Source organism: Hoeflea sp. (assembly GCF_039975035.1).
In the GTDB taxonomy this organism is placed as follows: Bacteria; Pseudomonadota; Alphaproteobacteria; order Rhizobiales; family Rhizobiaceae; genus Hoeflea.
In genome coordinates, this window is record NZ_JBDWHW010000167.1 from 20,559 (window position 1) to 38,551 (window position 17,993).

General features: G+C 60.3%; 18 protein-coding genes and 1 tRNA gene. 5 read left to right on the top strand and 14 right to left on the bottom strand.

Going from position 1 to position 17,993, the window contains the following annotated elements; genetic code table 11:
- Positions 1-128: 128 nt before the first annotated feature.
- The 3 genes from ABJN75_RS15370 to lipB all read right to left on the bottom strand — a co-directional run bounded on the left by ABJN75_RS15370 (position 129) and on the right by lipB (position 2,366).
- Positions 129-524, bottom strand: a complete 396-nt coding sequence (locus ABJN75_RS15370; protein WP_348440457.1) for a helix-turn-helix transcriptional regulator — start codon at positions 522-524, stop codon at positions 129-131.
- A gap of 405 nt (positions 525-929) precedes the next feature.
- Entirely contained in the window at positions 930-1,613 is a 684-nt protein-coding gene (locus tag ABJN75_RS15375) for a hypothetical protein (RefSeq protein WP_348440458.1), read from the bottom strand.
- 27 nt (positions 1,614-1,640) lie between these two features.
- Positions 1,641-2,366: a lipoyl(octanoyl) transferase LipB gene (gene lipB / locus ABJN75_RS15380; protein WP_348440459.1), complete on the bottom strand. Its 726-nt coding sequence runs from the start codon at positions 2,364-2,366 to the stop codon at positions 1,641-1,643.
- 219 nt (positions 2,367-2,585) lie between these two features.
- Between lipB and ABJN75_RS15385 the strand changes: the two genes are divergently transcribed.
- Positions 2,586-2,672 (top strand) — tRNA-Leu (locus tag ABJN75_RS15385).
- Positions 2,673-2,880: 208 nt separating this feature from the next.
- On the opposite strand, the gene cydX is transcribed toward ABJN75_RS15385, so the two are convergent.
- The 5 genes from cydX to cydD form a co-directional block, all read right to left on the bottom strand.
- Positions 2,881-3,009, bottom strand: coding sequence for a cytochrome bd-I oxidase subunit CydX (gene cydX, locus ABJN75_RS15390; RefSeq protein WP_348440460.1), 129 nt, complete (start codon positions 3,007-3,009; stop codon positions 2,881-2,883).
- A gap of 16 nt (positions 3,010-3,025) precedes the next feature.
- A complete protein-coding gene (gene cydB, locus ABJN75_RS15395) occupies positions 3,026-4,189 on the bottom strand; it encodes a cytochrome d ubiquinol oxidase subunit II (protein WP_348440461.1) in 1,164 nt (387 codons plus the stop codon).
- Between the two features lie 5 nt (positions 4,190-4,194).
- Entirely contained in the window at positions 4,195-5,805 is a 1,611-nt protein-coding gene (locus ABJN75_RS15400; RefSeq protein ID WP_348440462.1) for a cytochrome ubiquinol oxidase subunit I, read from the bottom strand.
- A gap of 143 nt (positions 5,806-5,948) precedes the next feature.
- Complete coding sequence (gene cydC / locus ABJN75_RS15405; RefSeq protein WP_348440463.1) at positions 5,949-7,622, bottom strand: thiol reductant ABC exporter subunit CydC; 1,674 nt, start codon at positions 7,620-7,622, stop codon at positions 5,949-5,951.
- The gene (cydD, locus tag ABJN75_RS15410; protein ID WP_348440464.1) at positions 7,619-9,286 is read right to left on the bottom strand and encodes a thiol reductant ABC exporter subunit CydD; all 1,668 of its coding nucleotides are present in this window, start codon (positions 9,284-9,286) and stop codon (positions 7,619-7,621) included. Before cydD ends, cydC begins: the two co-directional genes overlap by 4 nt.
- A gap of 131 nt (positions 9,287-9,417) precedes the next feature.
- Here cydD and ABJN75_RS15415 point away from each other — a divergent pair, with 131 nt between their 5' ends.
- Complete coding sequence (locus ABJN75_RS15415; protein ID WP_348440465.1) at positions 9,418-9,906, top strand: Rrf2 family transcriptional regulator; 489 nt, start codon at positions 9,418-9,420, stop codon at positions 9,904-9,906.
- 196 nt (positions 9,907-10,102) lie between these two features.
- On the opposite strand, the gene ABJN75_RS15420 is transcribed toward ABJN75_RS15415, so the two are convergent.
- Positions 10,103-10,390 (bottom strand): hypothetical protein, encoded by a 288-nt coding sequence (locus tag ABJN75_RS15420; protein WP_348440466.1) that lies wholly within the window; start codon positions 10,388-10,390, stop codon positions 10,103-10,105.
- 480 nt (positions 10,391-10,870) lie between these two features.
- Between ABJN75_RS15420 and mgtE the strand changes: the two genes are divergently transcribed.
- Positions 10,871-12,244, top strand: a complete 1,374-nt coding sequence (gene mgtE / locus ABJN75_RS15425) for a magnesium transporter (RefSeq protein ID WP_348440475.1) — start codon at positions 10,871-10,873, stop codon at positions 12,242-12,244.
- 86 nt (positions 12,245-12,330) lie between these two features.
- Positions 12,331-12,717 (top strand): MerR family DNA-binding transcriptional regulator, encoded by a 387-nt coding sequence (locus tag ABJN75_RS15430; protein ID WP_348440467.1) that lies wholly within the window; start codon positions 12,331-12,333, stop codon positions 12,715-12,717.
- Between the two features lie 24 nt (positions 12,718-12,741).
- Here the strand turns inward: ABJN75_RS15430 and ABJN75_RS15435 are convergent, their stop codons facing one another.
- The 5 genes from ABJN75_RS15435 to ABJN75_RS15455 all read right to left on the bottom strand — a co-directional run bounded on the left by ABJN75_RS15435 (position 12,742) and on the right by ABJN75_RS15455 (position 16,341).
- On the bottom strand, positions 12,742-13,206 hold the full coding sequence (locus ABJN75_RS15435; RefSeq protein ID WP_348440468.1) for an isoprenylcysteine carboxylmethyltransferase family protein: 465 nt from the start codon (positions 13,204-13,206) through the stop codon (positions 12,742-12,744).
- Between the two features lie 60 nt (positions 13,207-13,266).
- Positions 13,267-14,253 carry a heparan-alpha-glucosaminide N-acetyltransferase gene (locus ABJN75_RS15440; RefSeq protein ID WP_348440469.1) on the bottom strand — a complete coding sequence of 329 codons (987 nt, stop codon included), beginning with the start codon at positions 14,251-14,253 and terminating at the stop codon, positions 13,267-13,269.
- A 146-nt stretch (positions 14,254-14,399) separates the two neighbouring features.
- The gene (locus ABJN75_RS15445; RefSeq protein WP_348440470.1) at positions 14,400-15,338 is read right to left on the bottom strand and encodes a DMT family transporter; all 939 of its coding nucleotides are present in this window, start codon (positions 15,336-15,338) and stop codon (positions 14,400-14,402) included.
- Positions 15,335-15,592: a DUF3253 domain-containing protein gene (locus ABJN75_RS15450; protein WP_348440471.1), complete on the bottom strand. Its 258-nt coding sequence runs from the start codon at positions 15,590-15,592 to the stop codon at positions 15,335-15,337. The genes ABJN75_RS15445 and ABJN75_RS15450 overlap by 4 nt, the downstream gene beginning before the upstream one ends.
- 53 nt (positions 15,593-15,645) lie before the next feature.
- Positions 15,646-16,341, bottom strand: coding sequence for a DUF599 family protein (locus tag ABJN75_RS15455; protein WP_348440472.1), 696 nt, complete (start codon positions 16,339-16,341; stop codon positions 15,646-15,648).
- Between the two features lie 592 nt (positions 16,342-16,933).
- Here ABJN75_RS15455 and ABJN75_RS15460 point away from each other — a divergent pair.
- Positions 16,934-17,993, top strand: a 1,060-nt coding sequence (locus ABJN75_RS15460) for an L-serine ammonia-lyase (RefSeq protein WP_348440473.1), incomplete at its 3' end; no start/stop codon positions are given.

The following is a 17,993-nucleotide window of genomic DNA, read 5'->3' on the forward strand; positions in this document are numbered from 1 at the left end:
ACCCTGATTTTGAAGATTTGCAGCGACGCGCATCCGGTTGGACAAGCAAAGGCCACTGTCACGCCCTGAGTCAATGCATGTCGCGTTCATGGTTCCATTTGAACGCGAATAGGCATTTGCATCAAAACCTATTCGTTGGCGGCCCGCGTGAGTGTCACCAGGCGACTTTCCAGCGTTTCCACGGTTGCGGTGATTTGCAGGGCAAGCTCCCGGAGCCGGTTGATTTCACCGGACATTTCATCCACGGCGACGGAAATTCCCGGCGCTTGCGGCGCGTCGCCCGTGCCGCTGATCAGCCAGGCCGGGGAAACCCCGAGAACCCCTGCCAGCGTCATGATCTTGTTGGCGCGTGGTTCGGATCGGTCTGATTCCCATTCGGCCAGCGTTTCGTCGGTCACGCCGATATGGGATGCGGCGTCTTCCAGGCTCAACGCGGCGAGATCGCGGGCGCGGGTGATTCTGCCCCCCAGCGTATCGCCGTCATCATAAATTTCGGCTTGCGTTTCCGCTGTCATACCATTCATGGATCGTAGTCCTTTGAGTCAATGAGCCGGGTCGGCGATTGCGCGAACTCACACGCATGTCGGCCAACCCCGTCAAGATAATGCCTATGCCCGGCCCGTGTCGATCACGTGAATTTGTGACCGGAAACCATCGCATTGGCGCGTCAGACGTGGTGAGACTTCGCGTGCCGAAAATCGGTTGCGCCCCGTTCTTTGTCTCACATCAAGTGAAGGCCGGAAATATCTGATCGGGGTCAGTGTCTCTGTTCCGGCGGGCGCATTATCGGTGATTGTCAGCGTGTCGTCCAGTGCGCGGAAAGTTTTTTAATTGAAAGTCACCCGGCCCACCACCGCCGGTGTCACTGCCGTAGTCAACACCAACGTCTTGTTAACCAAGCATTTCAGGTGATTTAGAACCGGCATGCATTAGTCGGGGATTTCATTGTTATGATGCCAATCCTCGATCTCGGAAATCTCGTCTGGATTGACCGGTATCCTGATCCGCTCGTCCGGGTTGGCATACCGCTTCTTGATCCGATTCCACGGCTTTATTGGCATGCCGGGTGCGATCAACATGTGTGGTGGTGTGAAATTCGACGGGTCGGGCTCGAACGCGGTGCCGTAGATTGAATGGGCGTAATCCTGCAGTGCGCCCCGTATGACGAATATTCCGCACAGCTGGCCCGGCTTGGGCATCCCGAAAGGCAGCACGGTTTGCCGCAGCAATGGCCGATAGGCAGGGCTGCTGCCAAAAACCAGTCTGACTTGACCACTCTGGTCGGTGTGGTCGCCCTGATACCGCCGGCGTCGATATTGGTAAAAACCGCTGCGCGGAGCCGCGTCATTCGGGGAATGCATTTCTCGCGTCCGGCAACAATGGAGGGTACCGTCCCCGTCCACCGTTTTCACCAGAAACGGTACAGGGCAGAAGCGGCTGACCGAAAACGCAAATTTCAACGCCCGGTCATCATCGAGGCGAAGACCCAGGTCCCGCCAGGACAGGATATCTTCATCCCCGAATGCCTTCAAGATGGCACGGGCAAGGGTCGCTTTCTTTGCCACTGGGTCACCTTTGTGGTTGATTGGGCGTGCCATACGGGTTGCGGTCAAACCCGTTTAATCCCGATTTGCGTGAGGTCAGGCCGGCCGGTCGTCCCGGGTCGGACCGAACACTGTTTCAAACGCGTCCCGCAACCTGATATCGGCCTCGTGCATGGGGATGGGCAGGCCCAGGTCCACCAGGCTGGTCACGCCGTGCAGGCGCACGCCGCAAGGCACGATTCCGGAGAAATGCTCGAGATCCGGATCCACGTTCATCGCCAAGCCGTGAAAGCTCACCCATTTGCGCAAGCGGATGCCGATGGCCGCGATCTTGTCCTCGGCCATCGATCCGTCGCCAAGCCGTGGCTTGTCGGGCCTGCGCACCCACACCCCCACCCGGTCCTCACGCCTTTCGCCGGTGACATTCATGCTCGCGAGCGTGGCGATGATCACCGCTTCCATGGCGGAAACAAAGGCGCGCACATCCTGCCGGCGGCGCTTGAGGTCAAGCATCACATAGGCGACCCGCTGGCCGGGGCCATGATAGGTGTATTCTCCGCCGCGGCCGGTCTGATGCACCTCGAACCGGTCCGGAGTCACCAGATCCTCTGCCTTGGCGCTGGTGCCCGCGGTATAGAGCGGCGGATGCTCGACAAGCCAGACCAGTTCATCGCACTGGCCAGCGGCGATGCGTTCGGCTTCCGCCTCCATCAGCGCCACGGCATCAGGGTAGGGGGTCAGCCCTTCCGATATGCGCCATCTGACGGGTGGGCTGCCGTCCTGCGGGAAAAAGCGGGTTTCAAGAGTGTCACGCTGGTTCATGGCTCCTCTCTAGAACCGTTTGCGCTCAAAGGAAACAGGCTGGCAAACCCTGCAGCTGACGGCGCCATCAATGCCAGCCACCGGCAGGTAGCCGGCACAGCAAAATCCGGCTTTGAAAGTCTCTGTTGGAACAGCGTCATTTTTGCGATGAAGGCGCTTGTGCAGCGCATGACCATTTGCTACATGCAGCGCGCCGGACAGGTTTCGGCTCTACCACGTGCGGTCGTGGCGGAATTGGTAGACGCGCAGCGTTGAGGTCGCTGTGGGGTTAAACCCGTGGAAGTTCGAGTCTTCTCGACCGCACCATAAAACACCCGCTTCGGCGGGTTTTTTTGTGCCTTGCGAACCGTTGTGATTGAACTTGTTGGATGTTTTCCGGTTGGTTACGGCTGGTGTGATCGCATCAGGGTTTGCAGCCTGTAGAGTTGCCCGGTTTGCACAAGCGACCGGTTGGCGCAAGGGCAAAGGGCGCCGCAACAATGCCGCGCCCTTTCGTTTTGGTATGTGGCAGGTCTCAGCGCTCGACGCTGCTTGCCTGATCATTGATTCTGCGATTGTCTTCCTGCAATTCGAGCCACATGGCGTTGACGACGGCAAACATTGCGGCCAGCGGTAGACCCAGCAACCAGGCGAAATACCACATATCTTGATCCTCCTGATCAGTAGACGGAGTGAGAATTGTCGGAGACGTCGGCCTCGGTGACCTTGCCCCACAGCACTTTGTAGACCCACGCCGTGTAGGCCAGGATCAGCGGCATGAAGATCACGGTCGACACCAGCATGACGAACAGGGTCAGGTGGGATGACGAGCTGTTCCACACTGTCAGCGACGAGCGCGGATCGGACGACGAGGGCATGATGAACGGAAACATCGTCAATCCGACAGATGAGATCACGCCGAGGATTGCCATCTTGGAAAACAGCAGCGTCGAGACTTCACGTCCCACGCGCAGACCGAGAAACGTCAGCAGACCGCCAAGAATACCCATTATGGGAGCGATGGCGATCCAGGGGCGGACCGAATAGGCGATCAGCCAGCTCGCGGTCTTCTCGACTTCGAAATGCAGCGGGTTTGACGGACCGGTGGTCATGTAGTCGCCGACAATCCGGTAGCCTTCAATGCCGAACGCCATCCAGACGCCGGCCAGCAGGTAGGTCGCAACCGCAATCAGGGCAGCGATGGAGCCGAAACGGCGGGCGCGGTCGCGAACATTGCCTTCCGCTTTCAGGGTCAGCCAGGCGCCGCCATGCATCACCAGCATCGACAGCGACACAACGCCGGCCAGCAGCGAGAACGGATCGAGCAGGCCGATGAACTTTGCGTACCAGGCGCCCTGGTAGATCGTGTGCAGGTCATCGGTGAAATGGAATGGCACACCCTGCATCACATTGCCGACCGCGACGCCGAACAACAGGGCAGGGATGGCGCCACTGGCAAACAGCGCCCAGTCCCATCTCGCCCGCCAGCGCGCGTCATCGCGCTTGGAGCGGTACTTGAACGCCACCGGCCGCACGATGAAGGCTGCCAGCACGACGAACATCGCCAGATAGAAGCCCGAGAACGAGACTGCGTAAAGCGGTGGCCATGCAGCGAAGATCGCGCCGCCGCCGAGAATGAACCAGACCTGGTTGCCTTCCCAGACCGGACCCACGGTGTTGATTGCAACGCGGCGCTCGACATCGGTCTTCGCAACGAAGGGCAGCAATGCGCCCACACCCATGTCGAACCCGTCGGTGAGCGCGAAGCCGATCAGCAGAACGCCAAGCAACCCCCACCAGATCAGGCGCAGAACGTCATAGTCGATAAGATTATGCAGGATCATGGGTCTTACTCCGCTGGCATGGCGTTGGCGTCGGCATTGCGCCGGCCGGTCAGCCGTTCTTGGTGTCTGAGGATCCAGGCGTCGGTTTCCTCGACATCCTCAAAAGGACCCTTGCGGATGTATTTCAGCATCAGTCCCATCTCGATCACGAACAGGACCGTGTAGAAAATGACAAATCCGGCAAGTGTCAGCGCCACCTCGGTCATTGACAGCGCCGAGACCGACATGGCTGTCGGAAGCACACCGTCCACGGTCCATGGCTGCCGGCCATACTCGGCGACAAACCAGCCCAGTTCGGCGGCGATCCAGGGCGCAGGGATCATCCAGACTGCCAGGTGCAGGGCCGGGCGTGGAAAATTCATGCCCTTGAACGAGGCGCGCCAGAAGAAATAGGCCATCGTCGCGATAAAGCCGAAGCCCAGCGCCACCATGATCCGGAACGCCCAGAACAATGGCCAGACGGTCGGGATGGTGTCATTGGCGGCCTGCACGATTTGCTCGGGCGTTGCCTGACGCGGATCCTCGACATACTTCTTCAGCAGAAACGCAAAACCGAGATCGGCCGAATGCGCCTCGAACCTGGCGGTCTCGGCCGGATCGGCATTGTCGCGCGCTTCACGGATATGCATCAGCGCGTCATAGGCAATCAGGCCGAAGCGGATGCGGGTTTCAGCCTGGCGCTCGAGCTCTTCGATGCCCGGTATCGGCGTGGTCAGCGAGCGGGTGCCGATCAACCCCATCACATAGGGGATATGGATGGCGTAATGGGTTTCCCGGGCTTGCTGATCGGGAAATCCGAAGGCGGTAAAGGCTGCAGGAGCCGGCTCGGTTTCCCACATGCCTTCGATTGCAGCCAGTTTCATTTTCTGGCTGTGCGTCGCGCTGTAACCGGATTCGTCGCCCAGCAGCACGACCGAGAAAGCCGATGCCAGCCCGAATGCCGCGGCCACCGTGATCGAGCGCCGGGCCAATTCGATATGGCGTCCGCGCAGCAGGTACCAGGCCGAGACACCAAGCACAAAGACCGACGCGGTCACGTATCCGGCTGACACGGTGTGCACGAATTTCGCTTGCGCAACCTCATTGAACAGAACTGCGTAGAAATCGGTCATTTCCATGCGCATGGTCATCGGATTGAACTGGGCGCCAACCGGGTTCTGCATCCAGCCATTGGCGATCAGGATCCACAGTGCCGAGAAATTCGATCCGATCGCCACCAGCCAGGCAACGGTCAGATGCGCCACCTTGCTCAGCTTGTCCCAGCCAAAGAAGAACAGCCCGACAAAAGTCGCCTCGAGAAAGAACGCCATCAAGCCTTCAAGGGCCAACGGGGCACCGAAGATGTCGCCGACATAGTGGCTGAAATAGCTCCAGTTCATGCCGAACTGAAACTCCATGGTGATGCCGGTAGCGACCCCGAGGGCGAAATTGATACCGAACAACAGGCCCCAGAATTTTGTCATCTGCCGCCAGATGGGCCGATCGGTCATCACATAGACCGTCTCCATGATGGCGACGAGAATGGAAAGACCCAACGTCAGCGGCACGAACAGGAAATGATACATGGCTGTGGCGGCAAATTGCAGCCGTGACAGCTCGACGATCCCGAATTCCATTGATTGCGCTCCTTGGACCCGGGACAGGAAAAGTCCCGGAAACATATATAAAGACACGTAAATATGCCCGGAGAGGGCAAGCATCATTGATATGGATCAATTAAGCCGCATTGCAGATGCGGCTTTTCGGCGCGCCAGACAATTCAGCGGCAATGTATCACCATCGCTTCGGGCCTATCGAGTGTCATGACGTGGTCGGCCCACTGGGTTTCGACCACGCGATGCGATGCGGTCACGATTGCCGCTTCGGGCAGATAGGACCGGATCCCCTGAAGAACCGCCAGCGCAGTGACATGATCCAGACCTTCGGTTGGTTCGTCAAGCAGGAGCAATTCTGGTCGCCGCAACAGGGCGCGGGCCAGAACCAGACGCCGCGCTTCGCCGCCCGAAAAACCCGATCCCGATGGCCCCAACCGGAAATCCAGCCCGCCCCTGGCGCGGATGACCTCTCCCAGTGCAACCGCCTCCAGCACTCGCCAGAGCTCGCTGTCGCTGGCGTCATGGTCTGCAAGCCGCAAGGCCTCGCCGACGGTGCCGGCCATCAGCGCGCTGCGTTGTGCCACCAGCATGACAGTGGCGCGCAATTTCCTTTCCTCCCAGTTTTCAAGCGGCAAGGACCCGAGCATGATCCGCCCGTCGGTCGGAGACAAAAGCCCGGCGACAAGAAGCAGCAATGTGCTCTTGCCGGATCCGCTTGGTCCCGCGATGGCGAGGCTTTCTCCTGCCGAAACGCTCAGCGTCACTCCGTCCAGAACCGGTCGCGCAGCCGTGTCGCGGCGGAACGACAGATCTTCGATCCGCAAATTTGCACCGATACCGTGGGCCGTGCCTTGGCGCGCAGCCGTCACCGCCGACAAGCTTTCATCGACCCGCCGGGCGGCGACAGCCATACGGCCGATATCGGCCATTGCCCGGCGCAGCGGCGCAATCGTCTCCATCAGCGCCAGCGCCGCGAAAAAGCCGATCGCGGCCAGAGCCGGTGTAATGGTCCCGGCCTGCGCAAGGGTCATGCCCAGGGCAAGCGCTCCCGCCGCCGCGATTGTGCCGATGAGCGACAGCGCAAGGCCGGCGCGGCGTTCGATGCGGTTGAGCCTGGCGCGGTCGCGTTGCCGCCCGGCATCGGTTGCGAGCACCGTCTCGCCCTGGTGCGCCAACCGGCCGTAAACTGCCAGATCGGCGCGTGCCCGGATCAGATCGATGAACCCGGAGCGAAACGCCTGAGCCGCCTCCTCTTCATTGCCCGAGGCGAGGGAGGCGTTGCGGCCGGCGCGGTAAAACACGAAAGCTGAGCCTGCTACAAAACCTGCCGCGATCCAGAGCGCGACGCTCGGATCGACCAGCCACCACAGCGCGGCGAAGGTGATGATCTGGGCGAGAATACCGGCCGCAACCGGCAGGATCAGCCGCAAGGGCACGCCGTCGAGCGCATCGACATCCGCCATCAACCGGTTCAGCGCTTGCGGTCCGCGCAACCGCACAAGCACGTCATAGCGGGCGGACGCGGTGGCGGCGAGAAGCCGTACCCTGATCGAGGTAAGGGCCTTGAGCGTTGCGTCATGGGTGAGCATGCGCTCGCCATAACGTGCGGCGGTGCGGCCAAGCGCCAGAAAGCGCACCATCGCCGAGGGCCGGAACACATCGAAAACCGCCCCCATACCCGCCAGTCCGGCGGCTGCGGCAGCGGTGATGAACCAGCCCGAAAGCCCCAGAAGCGCGATGCCGGCAATGAGCACGACAAGACTCAAGATCGCGCCGCGCATCAGCGCAGTCTGCTGATCCCGCAGGATCAGTCGGAAAATGCGCCACAAGGCGATCATGGCTTGCCACCAATCAGGATGGTCCGGTCCATGCGCGCGGCGAGCACCGGGTCATGGGTTGCGACGATCAGGGTGCGGCCTTGCCTGGCGAATGCGGCGAGCCCGGCCATCACCGTTTCGGCCGTGGCAGCATCCAGGTCGGCGGTTGGCTCGTCGGCAAGCAGGATATCGGGGAGGGCGAAGAACGCCCGGGCCAGGGTGATACGGCGGGCCTCGCCTCCCGACAGCCCGCCGCCGGTTTCACCCAGATGCGCCTGGTTTCCGCCGGGCAGCGCCTCGACCACCGCCTCGACGGCCGCGGCGCGCAGTGCGCCGTCCAGATCGCCAGGTTGGTCAAGGCTGATGTTGTGCGCAAGGCTCGTGTTGAGAAAATGCGGTGCCTGCGGCATCCAGCCCAACCGTGCCCGCCAGGCATCCGCAGTTTCTGTGTCGAGCTTTCGCCCTGCCACGGTGATTTGTCCCTCATCCGGTTCCGACAAACCGGCAATCAGTCGCAACAACGTGGTCTTGCCGGCACCCGAAGGGCCCATCAGCGCAACGGTTTCACCCGCGCCGATGGTGATGTCCGGGTAGCGAATCGGATGGATGCCGGTTTGAACAGTGACGCCATGCAGCTCAATCCGTGCGGGCCCCGCCAATTTTCCCGCCGCCGCACCCCGGCCCAAAAGCGGTGGCTGCGTACCGGACCGCCACGCGGCCAGTTCGCCTGCGACCGCCAGCGCTGCCGCCTTGTCGTGCCAGGCCGCCGACAGATCCCGCAACGGCTGATAAAAGTCCGGAGCCAGCAGCAGCAGGAAGATTCCGGCAGCAGGGCTGATCAATGCTCCGTAGGAGCCGAATTCTAGCGCGCCGAGCAGCGCAAAGCCGACATAGACCGCGACCATGGCCACACCGATCGCGGAGAACAGCTCCAGCACGGTCGAGGACAGGAAGGCGATCCGCAGCACGTTCATCGTCCTGGCCCTGAGCCGGTCGGCGCCGTCGGCAAAATCCGATATCACCGCTGGCGCGGCGTCAAGCAGCCTGAGGTCGACAAGTGCTGAAAGCCGTTCGATCAGCAGATCGTTGAGTGAGCCGACGTCAGCCAGTTGCCGTCGGCTTGCGTCTTTCGCGGCCACGCCTATCAGCGCCATGAACACAGGAATCAGCGGGCCGGTGACAAGCAGGACCAGCCCCACGGACCAGGAAAACCAGAAGCTCAGCGCCAGAATGATCAGCGGCAGGCTGATCACGCGCGCCCGCGCCGGGGCATAGCGGGTTATATAGGGCGCCAGCAGATCAAGCTTTTCGCTCGCCAGCGCCGCGATCGATCCGGCGTTGCCGCTGCCTGTGGTCCGCATTTCTCGGCCAACGATTTCCTCGCGCGCTTGCGTGACGATTGTCGTTGCTGCGTCAAACAGCAATCCTTCCGCATGATAGCTCAGCACTGCCCGCACAAGGCCAAGGACTGCGAATATCGCGGTCGAGACAACCGGACCAGGGCCCGATTGTGTGGAAAGCAGCCCGGCAATTGCCACAGCCACAAGCCCGGCCTGCAGCGGCCAGATCAGGGATGACAGCGCGGTGAGTGCCGAGGCAAGACGCACCTTGGGGCCTGAAGCGTTCATCAATTCAGTCAGCGCGTGCTCGTCTGCCTTGGGGGCCGGATCGGATTGTTGCGCCATTTTCGCCTGCAAAGTTGCTTCCGGGATGCGTGTTATCTGCTTGAAAAGCGTTTTTACGTGATCTGAATCAACCCGCTCCAGATACAGGCCGTATAAGTGAACGGTTCTTCATTGCCTACTGGAACCATCCCATGCGCCTGACCATCAAAACAAATCTTGCCACTCGAGTGCTGATGTTTTGCGCTGTCAATGAAGGCCGGGTGGTCAGGTCTTCCGATATCGCCGAGGCCTGCAATGCATCTGGCAATCATATCGGACATGTCATTCATCAACTCCGGCAACACGGCTTTGTCGAGACCTTGCGTGGCCGGACAGGCGGGTTGCAACTTGGCCGCAAGCCGCGCGACATCAGTATTGGACGGGTTTTCAGGATTTTCGAATCGGTGGTTCCTTTCGCCGAATGTTTCGCGGGCGATGACAATACCTGTCCGCTGACCGCCGAGTGCCGGTTGCGTGGCTTCATCATCCGTGCGGTGGAAGCGTTTTATCACGAACTCGATCTGGTCACCCTCGAGGATCTCGTGCGCGGCAATTGCGGCCTGGAAACCATTCTCAAACTGGCTCCGCAACGGCTGCCTCGGTGCTCGGGAAAGGATGCCGTCGGCGTCATTGTTGCCTGAACCAGGAGTTTCGCATTCTAGCGTATCACACGATGAATACGACGCATTCTGTTGGCTCAAATGACCCGGAAACAGCCAGAGACCGGTAGCAACGGCAGGCCTGCGAGAAATGCTTGCCGCGCGCGAAGTTGCGCACGACAAGGCTTTGCACAGGCATGAACACCGCCGTGAACCTGGTTGCAGGCAGAACCGCTTCCTAGGCCGCTTGCTGCAGCCTCACTGAAATATGGCTTCCCACAAGGCTGCGCAATTGCAACAGCGCCCGGTCAAGTTCAGCCGCCTGTTCAAGCAGGTCGTAATTGCCGGGCTTGGAAGACAGATCGCCGAAAAGACGGGCCGAGATCTGGCACATGTTGTTCAAGCACCCATAGATCAGTTGCTTGTGACGATTTGGAGTGTTCGGGTCCGACGCCAGTCGAACAATCTCGGATTCTGTTTCGGAATGGACTTTCTGGAGATTCGCCAGTCGAATTGCATGGGTCATTTGTGCGTCCTGACAGGAGTTGATGCCATATGAACTTAAATCACGCGACTGCATTACTGGGCTGACTTTTTACTGTCTCACCAAAATTCAGTGATTCTTGACCGGATGTCCACAAGCTTCGATATCGACACAAGTTTCGCGCAAGCTTTGGACTGGAAATGTCCAACGGTTCTACCCTGGTTCGGCGGCACTTGTCGCGCGCGGCTCCGGGCATGTGTTGCCCGATGAGTATGATGGCAAGCGGTTGCTGCCAAAAAACGCCTGTCCTTCCGCTCTGGCTTGAATTAAACACAGAGTTCTGTGGGAATAGGCGCCGGCGACGATTGGTAAGCATCAGCTAAATCACTATGATGTCCCACGCCGTCCACACCTGAAACCTGTCTGCCGCCTGAGGCTGACACACTCCATCCGCGAGACATGGCCATGACCGATCCCGCCGACCGCGACGAAGACATCATCACGCCTCCGGCGTCCGATGTGATGGACCATGACGAGATTTATGGCGAGGATGGCTCGATCCGGCAGGACTATCTGACTGCGATTGGCGCCGCGATTGCCGACCGGGACACGCTGTTCCTGCGCGACCATGTGGTTCGCCTGCATGAATCGGAACTCGGCGATCTGCTGGAGTCGATCAACTCGGCGCAACGCCACGCGCTGGTCTCTCTGCTTGGCGATGATTTCGATTTTGCCGCGCTGACCGAAGTCGACGAAGCCATCCGCCTCGAGATCATCGAAGCGCTGCCCAATGCCAAAATCGCCGAGGCCCTGGGCGAACTTGATTCCGATGACGCGGTCTACATTCTCGAAGACCTTGACGAGGCCGACCAGAAGGAAATCCTGGCCGCGCTACCGTTCACCGAACGGGTGCGGTTGCGCCGCTCGCTCGACTATCCGGAAGACACTGCCGGCCGGCGCATGCAGACGGAATTTGTCGCCGTTCCGCCGTTCTGGACGGTTGGCCAGACCATCGACTACATGCGCGACGAAGAAGATCTGCCCGACAGTTTCAGCCAGATATTTGTCATCGACCCGACCTTCAAGCTGGTCGGGTCCGTTGACCTTGACCGTATTTTGCGCACCAAGCGCCTGGTCCGCATCGAGGATGTGATGGACGAGACGCGGTATCGCATCGATGCCGAAATGGATCAGGAGGAAGCAGCTCAACTGTTTGAACAGTATGACCTTCTTTCCGCTGCCGTGGTCGACGAGAACGAGCGGCTTGTCGGCGTGCTGACAATTGATGACGTGGTCGACGTTATTCACCAGGAAGCCGATGAAGACATCAAGCGGCTCGGCGGTGTGGGCGACGAAGAGCTTTCCGACAACATCATGTCGACCGTGCGCTCGCGCTTCAGCTGGCTGCTGATCAATCTCGGCACAGCCATTCTGGCGTCCGCGGTGATCAGCCTGTTTGACGCCACCATTGAGCAGATGGTGGCGCTGGCGGTGCTGATGCCGATCGTGGCCTCGATGGGCGGCAATGCCGGCACGCAGACCATGACCGTTACCGTGCGCGCCCTGGCGACGCGCGATATCGACATCTACAATGCCGGCCGCATTATCCGGCGTGAAGCAGCCGTCGGCATGATCAACGGCCTGCTGTTCGCGGTCATCATAGGCGTCGTCGCCGGCGGATGGTTCGCCAGCCCCGGACTGGGAGGCATTATCGGCGCAGCCATGGTGATCAACATGCTTGCGGCAGCGCTTGCCGGCATTTTATTGCCGCTGCTTCTCGACAAGATCGGCGCCGATCCGGCGATTGCCTCGGCGGTGTTCGTCACCACCGTGACCGATGTCGTCGGGTTTTTCGCGTTTCTCGGTCTGGCCGGCTGGTGGTTGTCGTTTGCGTGAATTACCGGCGCGGCCGGTGGTCACAGAGAAAATATTGACTTATACGTAAGAGTAAGTATCCCGGCATTTGCAGGAATGATCCGCAATTGGACAAGTATTACACCATCACCGAGTTGACTCGCGAATTCGGCATTTCAACGCGGACCTTGCGGTTTTACGAGGACGAGGGGCTGATCCATCCCGAACGCCGCGGCAGAACCCGTCTGTTCCGTTCCGCCGACCGGAGGCTGATTCAGGAAATCCTGCGGGGCCGCCGCATCGGCTTCACCATCGCCGAGATCCGCGAGATCATCCAGGTCTACAGGGATCCGCCGGGTGAGGCCGGACAATTGCGGCTGCTGATGCGCAAGGTCGAGGAAAAACGCGAGAGCCTGCGCCAGAAGCGCAGGGATATCGAGGAAACGCTGATCGAACTCGACAACATCGAGGAATCCTGCCTCAACCGTCTCGCCGAAATCGGCGTCAACACCTGAGCCCGGTCGCGTCCCCGCGCGACTCTAGATCCAGCGCCGGACCTTGCGGCAATAGCTTTCGAACTGATAGCCGAACTTGGCGATGAGATGATTTTCCTCGCGCCTGACCGCGAGAAAATGCGTCAGGATCCCGTCGACGACTGCCAGCGGCAAGAACCACGCATTCATCGAAAAAAGGCCCATCCCGATCATCAACACCATGTTGGCGACATAGATCGGGTTGCGGCTGTAGCTGAACGCGGCGTAGGTGACGAGATGGCTCGATCCCCGGTTCGGCAAAATGGTGGTGTGGGCTTCGTGCAGCGTTTTCATGGTCCACAGGTCGATAGCCAGCGCCACAACAAGCAGTGCTGCCCCTAATGTCCGCACTCCGGTAAACGCCAGCGTCATCGGCGCCACCAGGTTCAGCCCAATCGCCACCACTGTCAGTCCGACAAGCAGTATCGGTGGCCAGGGAATGTAATTCGGTCTCGCCCGGTAGGCGTTCATGCGGATTGGCTCCTCAAATACAGCGGGCCACAGCTCATTATGGTTTGACACGATAATGGCTTACGGCTTGGCAGACAACGCCGTGCATTGCTCGGCGATGGCCGCAATTCTCTGATCCGTGTCGGGGGTAATGTCCCCCTTGATGAAGGGAGTAAGCATTTCCCTGGAAAGCAACTCATCGGTGACGCAACCGCAAAATCGGGTACAGAACTCGGCACTGTTGTCGCCACCGCATCCCGCTTCGCACTCCGAAATGAACCTGGGCAACGGATCAACCGGCTCCGGTGGCGTGATGTATGAGGCAATCCAGACCAGAGCCAGCAGCACCGGTTGATGCACCAGATAAAAGGCCAGACTGTGACGTCCGGAAAACCGTGTGGCGCCTGATGCAAAATTGTTGCCGGTGCCGATTGTGGCAAGCCAGCCGGTCAGCCCGGTTGAAACAGCGATCCTTGTGCAGCCCATGCCGATGAGAAACGGCCCGAGCCAAGGCATAAGCGGCACAAAATCATTGGATTTCGGAGCAACAGTGAACAGTCCGGTCCAGGACAGCCATGGCGTATTGAAAAATGCATCGCGATAGAACTGGGGCAAGGCGAGGCAAGCCACTCCGGCGAGAATGGTGATCACACCCGGCAGTCGCAGGAAGGCAAGTCCGATCAGGCTGGCCGCGGCGATTGCATGCAGAATGCCGAAAAAGATGAAACTGTCGGGCGTGGCGAAAACCGTGACCAACGTGATCAGTGCTGCGGCTCCGCCGACCACCACCATGCGCTTTAGAAAGGCTGCCGGTCGCCACTTCGAGCCATGCGCCAGCATCAGGCTGACGCCGGCCAGAAACAGAAAGCTTCCTGCGATGGACCTGGCGTAAACCTTGAACAGCCCCTGCGTGGTCGTGCCGTAATCGAGGTAGCCGAATTGCTCGAGATCCCAGGAAAAGTGGTAGCTTGCCATGGCAAACAGCGCCAGGCCGCGCGCGAGGTCCAGCAATTCGATGCGCCGTCCGGCCTTTTGCGTTGGTAATCCCTTGCCGGCGGTATCAATCAACTCGATCTCCCTGGGGCCATTCAGCCGGGTTCGCCGACTCACATCCTAACCCTAGCAAAAGAACAGCCGCATGCATCATTCAAAGCCATATGGCTCGGATAATCCAGCCAAGGCTCTGGCGCCTGCACGGCAGACTGAATTTGCGGCTACGGGGTTTCGTCGGCCCGGGATACTACCTGAGACGCCGGTCGGGGTTTTCCGCCTCCGGCGACAAACAGTCCCGCCAGCACCAGCGCCAGTGCGGCAATCAGGCTGAGGGAAAGCGGTTCACCCAGGAGCAACACGCCGAGCGCCACGCCAAACACCGGTACCAGGTTGATCGACAGCGAGAACCGGGTGTAGCCGATGGCCCGGATCAGGTGGAAACGCATGATATAGGCGAGGCCGGTGGGGAACACGCCGAGATAGACAAGCGCCGCCATCGTCTTGGGGGGCAAGCCTGAAGGCGGCGCGCCATCCGTCATCAACGCGATCGGAACCAGCGCTGCCGTACCCAGTCCCAGCGCCAGACAGGCCAGACGCACTGGCGGCAAGTCGATCTTGCGGATCAGAAGCCCGGCCGTGACATAACACAACGATGCACCAAGCGCGGCGAGTTTGGCTTCCAGCGAGCCGCTGCCCAGTCCCGCCACCGCACTGGGTCCGACCACGATGAGAATGCCTGCAAAGCCGAGGCCGACCGAGACCAGTTTTCTCGGCGTCAGGCGGTCGTCGTCGGTCATGACATGACTGCCGATCAGCGCCAGAAACGGTCCGGTCCCCATCAGCAGCGCCAGTACCCCGGCGTCGAGTGTTTTTCCGGCCCAGGCGATCAGGGAAAACGGGATCACGATGTTGAGCACCGCCATTCCGCCGATCAGCACCCATTGGTGCTGCGACGACGGCCACACCATGCCGCGCCAGATTGCATAGGGCAGCAGCACGGCGAACCCCAGCCCGACCCGGATCGTCGCCAGCCATACCGGTCCGGTGTCAGGCACCGCGACGCGGATCGCCACGAAAGCCGACGCCCAGATCAGCGCGGTCATCAACATCAGCGCCATGTCCAGCCGGGTCGGCGCGCGCAACCTTTGGACCTGGTTCATTCGGTGTCTTGGCCGGATTCAGTGGCGGGCAGGGCAAGGCGATAGACTCCGCGAAACCCGGACGGATCCACGGCTTTCCCCTTGCGACGGATTTCAATCTCGCCGGCCTTCGCAAGTTCCACCGCGACGGCGCGCAGCGGTTTCATCAGCCGGCTCCACTGGCGTTCGTCCGATCCCACCAGCGAGCGCGCGGCGTCGAAAGGGCTAATGCTCTTGCCCGGTCCAGCGGCATTCAGCAGATCGAGGATGGCCATGCGAAGCGCAGCCGGACCCGGAATCGGTCCAGGTCCATGAGGTTCGGATTGTGTCACGGGATAATGGTGTCCTTGAGAATCGCGGAGCGTGCGTTTGAGAAGAATTGCCGCCTGAGCAGAACCAGAATCACCAGGGTTGTCGAGCCCATCAGCACCCAGGGGCCGGCAAACCAGCCGAGAAACCCGATCGACAGGAAGATGGCCCTGAGACCGGCGTTGAAATGCCGTCCGGCCAGAACATTCAGCGATGCCGCCCTGTCAGCCGCGGCTTCCAGTTCACTCCAGTTGTCCGGCGCGTCGCTTTTCATCGGAATCGCGCCGAACAGGATCGAGGTGTAGTTGAACAGCCGGTAGGACCAGCCAAATTTGAAAAACGCGTAAGCGAAAATCCCGATCAGACCGAACACCTTGAATTCAAACGCCGCCGGGTCGGAGACCAGTGGGATTGGCAAATCCCCGGCCACCGCAAGCACCCGATCGGTCGCGCCCAACAGCGCGAAACATCCGCCGATGGCGAAAATCGTGGTCGAAGCGAAGAATGCGGTGCCGTTCTGCAGTCCCGCCATGATCGCGGTGTCGATCATTCTCAGATCACGCCGCGCCGCAACCTCCATCCAGCGTCTGCGGTGCTGATTCATCGCGGTTGACAGGCTCACCCGCCCGACGGGCAGGTGATTGTTCGACACCAGCGAAAACACGATCCAGCACAGCGCGAACCATGCTACCGCCAGATAATCATAGTTTGTCATGGTGAGGTTTTGGCATGGTCCGGCCCGCTTGGCAAAGCCTTCCGTGATTATGCCCGGTAACCATTTTTTAATTCTCGTGGTCGAATTGTGGGAGCTGGATGCATGTGTGATTCGAGGACTTCGCGGCAAGCCGTTGATTTCATGAGAGCCATGTGAAAAGCGAATGCCTGCTGTGAAAAATGCGACACGGAATTGCCTCTTTTGCAGTTGCGAAAAGATTACCGCTTCGTTAAACACCCGGCTCTGCGCTGAGCGAATCTTAAGGGATGACGCGGCCTGAAACCGCCACATCAACCGGAGTCATCATGGAAGACACCGTACAAAAATCCTGCTGGGGCATTACCGCCCGTGCTGTGATCGGGTTTTCGGGAATTCTCGCACTGGCCTACCTTTTCGGCGGCATCTGAGCGAACCTGTAATGAGACAAAGCAGCGCCTGACCAGACCGGTCGGCGCTGCTTTTCTTTGCGGTCTGCAAAGCTGATCGCACGACAGCGCCACTATCGTTTGCGCGGCATTGCAGGTCGGGGAATTGACGATCTTGCAGCCGCTGCGCATGTAAGATGGCATCTTCACCGGAGAAGCCGCGAACCATGTTCCTTTCAGTCTTTGATGTCTTCAAGATCGGCGTCGGACCGTCGAGCTCCCACACCATGGGGCCGATGTCCGCGGCGGTGCGTTTTCTCGATGAAATCGCCGGGACCGATTGGCCGCGTCCGGCCGGCGCAAGTGTCGCGGGGATCAAGGTCAGCCTGCACGGATCGCTGGCCTTCACCGGGGTCGGTCACGGAACGGGCAGGGCGGTCGTGCTCGGCCTCACCGGCGAACTGCCGGATCAGGTTGATCCGGACCGGATGGATGACATCGTCAAATCCGTCGAGACCAGCCGAAAGATCAGCCCGCCCGGTCATCCGGACTATGATTTCGATCCGGCGACGGATCTGGTCTTTGACAGGAAGCAACCCTTGCCCGGTCACGCCAATGGTATGGCGTTCACTGCCTTCGACCGGGACGGAAAGATGCTTCTGCGCAGGATCTATTATTCGGTGGGCGGCGGTTTTGTCGTCTCTGACACTGAACTCGAAGCCATGAAGATCAAGACCAAGGCAACCGTCGACAAGTCCGTGCCCTATCCTTTCGGCACTGCAAAACAGATGCTCGATATGGCGGCAAGGTCGGGAATGACGATTGCGCAGATGAAGCGCGCCAATGAGGAGGCCCACATGTCGGGCCAGGATCTTGACGCCGGCCTGGATCGCATCTGGAGCGCCATGAGCAGCTGCATCGATCGCGGCCTGTCAGGCGAAGGCATCATGCCGGGCGGCCTGAAGGTGCGCCGACGCGCCCGGATCCTGCATGACAAGCTGCAGGAAGAATGGCGGCAGAACCGGCGCAATCCGTTGCTCGCCAATGACTGGCTGAGCGTCTACGCCATGGCCGTCAACGAGGAGAACGCCGTTGGCGGACGTGTTGTCACCGCGCCGACCAATGGTGCCGCCGGCGTTATTCCGGCCACCATCCGCTATGTGCTGCAGTTCCACGACGGTGCCGATCAGCAGGCGGTGCGCGATTACCTGCTGACCGCCGCCGCCGTGGGCGGAATCACCAAGCATAATGCCTCGATCTCCGGCGCCGAGGTCGGCTGCCAGGGCG

Bases quoted from the DNA above. Each gene is read 5' to 3' on its own strand.
- ABJN75_RS15370 (WP_348440457.1), bottom strand. From the start codon at position 524: ATGAATGGTATGACAGCGGAAACGCAAGCCGAAATTTATGATGACGGC.
- lipB (WP_348440459.1), bottom strand. From the start codon at position 2,366: ATGAACCAGCGTGACACTCTTGAAACCCGCTTTTTCCCGCAGGACGGC.
- cydX (WP_348440460.1), bottom strand. From the start codon at position 3,009: ATGTGGTATTTCGCCTGGTTGCTGGGTCTACCGCTGGCCGCAATGTTT.
- cydB (WP_348440461.1), bottom strand. From the start codon at position 4,189: ATGATCCTGCATAATCTTATCGACTATGACGTTCTGCGCCTGATCTGG.
- ABJN75_RS15400 (WP_348440462.1), bottom strand. From the start codon at position 5,805: ATGGAATTCGGGATCGTCGAGCTGTCACGGCTGCAATTTGCCGCCACA.
- cydC (WP_348440463.1), bottom strand. From the start codon at position 7,622: ATGATCGCCTTGTGGCGCATTTTCCGACTGATCCTGCGGGATCAGCAG.
- cydD (WP_348440464.1), bottom strand. From the start codon at position 9,286: ATGGCGCAACAATCCGATCCGGCCCCCAAGGCAGACGAGCACGCGCTG.
- ABJN75_RS15415 (WP_348440465.1), top strand. From the start codon at position 9,418: ATGCGCCTGACCATCAAAACAAATCTTGCCACTCGAGTGCTGATGTTT.
- ABJN75_RS15420 (WP_348440466.1), bottom strand. From the start codon at position 10,390: ATGACCCATGCAATTCGACTGGCGAATCTCCAGAAAGTCCATTCCGAA.
- mgtE (WP_348440475.1), top strand. From the start codon at position 10,871: ATGGACCATGACGAGATTTATGGCGAGGATGGCTCGATCCGGCAGGAC.
- ABJN75_RS15435 (WP_348440468.1), bottom strand. From the start codon at position 13,206: ATGAACGCCTACCGGGCGAGACCGAATTACATTCCCTGGCCACCGATA.
- ABJN75_RS15445 (WP_348440470.1), bottom strand. From the start codon at position 15,338: ATGAACCAGGTCCAAAGGTTGCGCGCGCCGACCCGGCTGGACATGGCG.
- ABJN75_RS15450 (WP_348440471.1), bottom strand. From the start codon at position 15,592: ATGGCCATCCTCGATCTGCTGAATGCCGCTGGACCGGGCAAGAGCATT.
- ABJN75_RS15455 (WP_348440472.1), bottom strand. From the start codon at position 16,341: ATGACAAACTATGATTATCTGGCGGTAGCATGGTTCGCGCTGTGCTGG.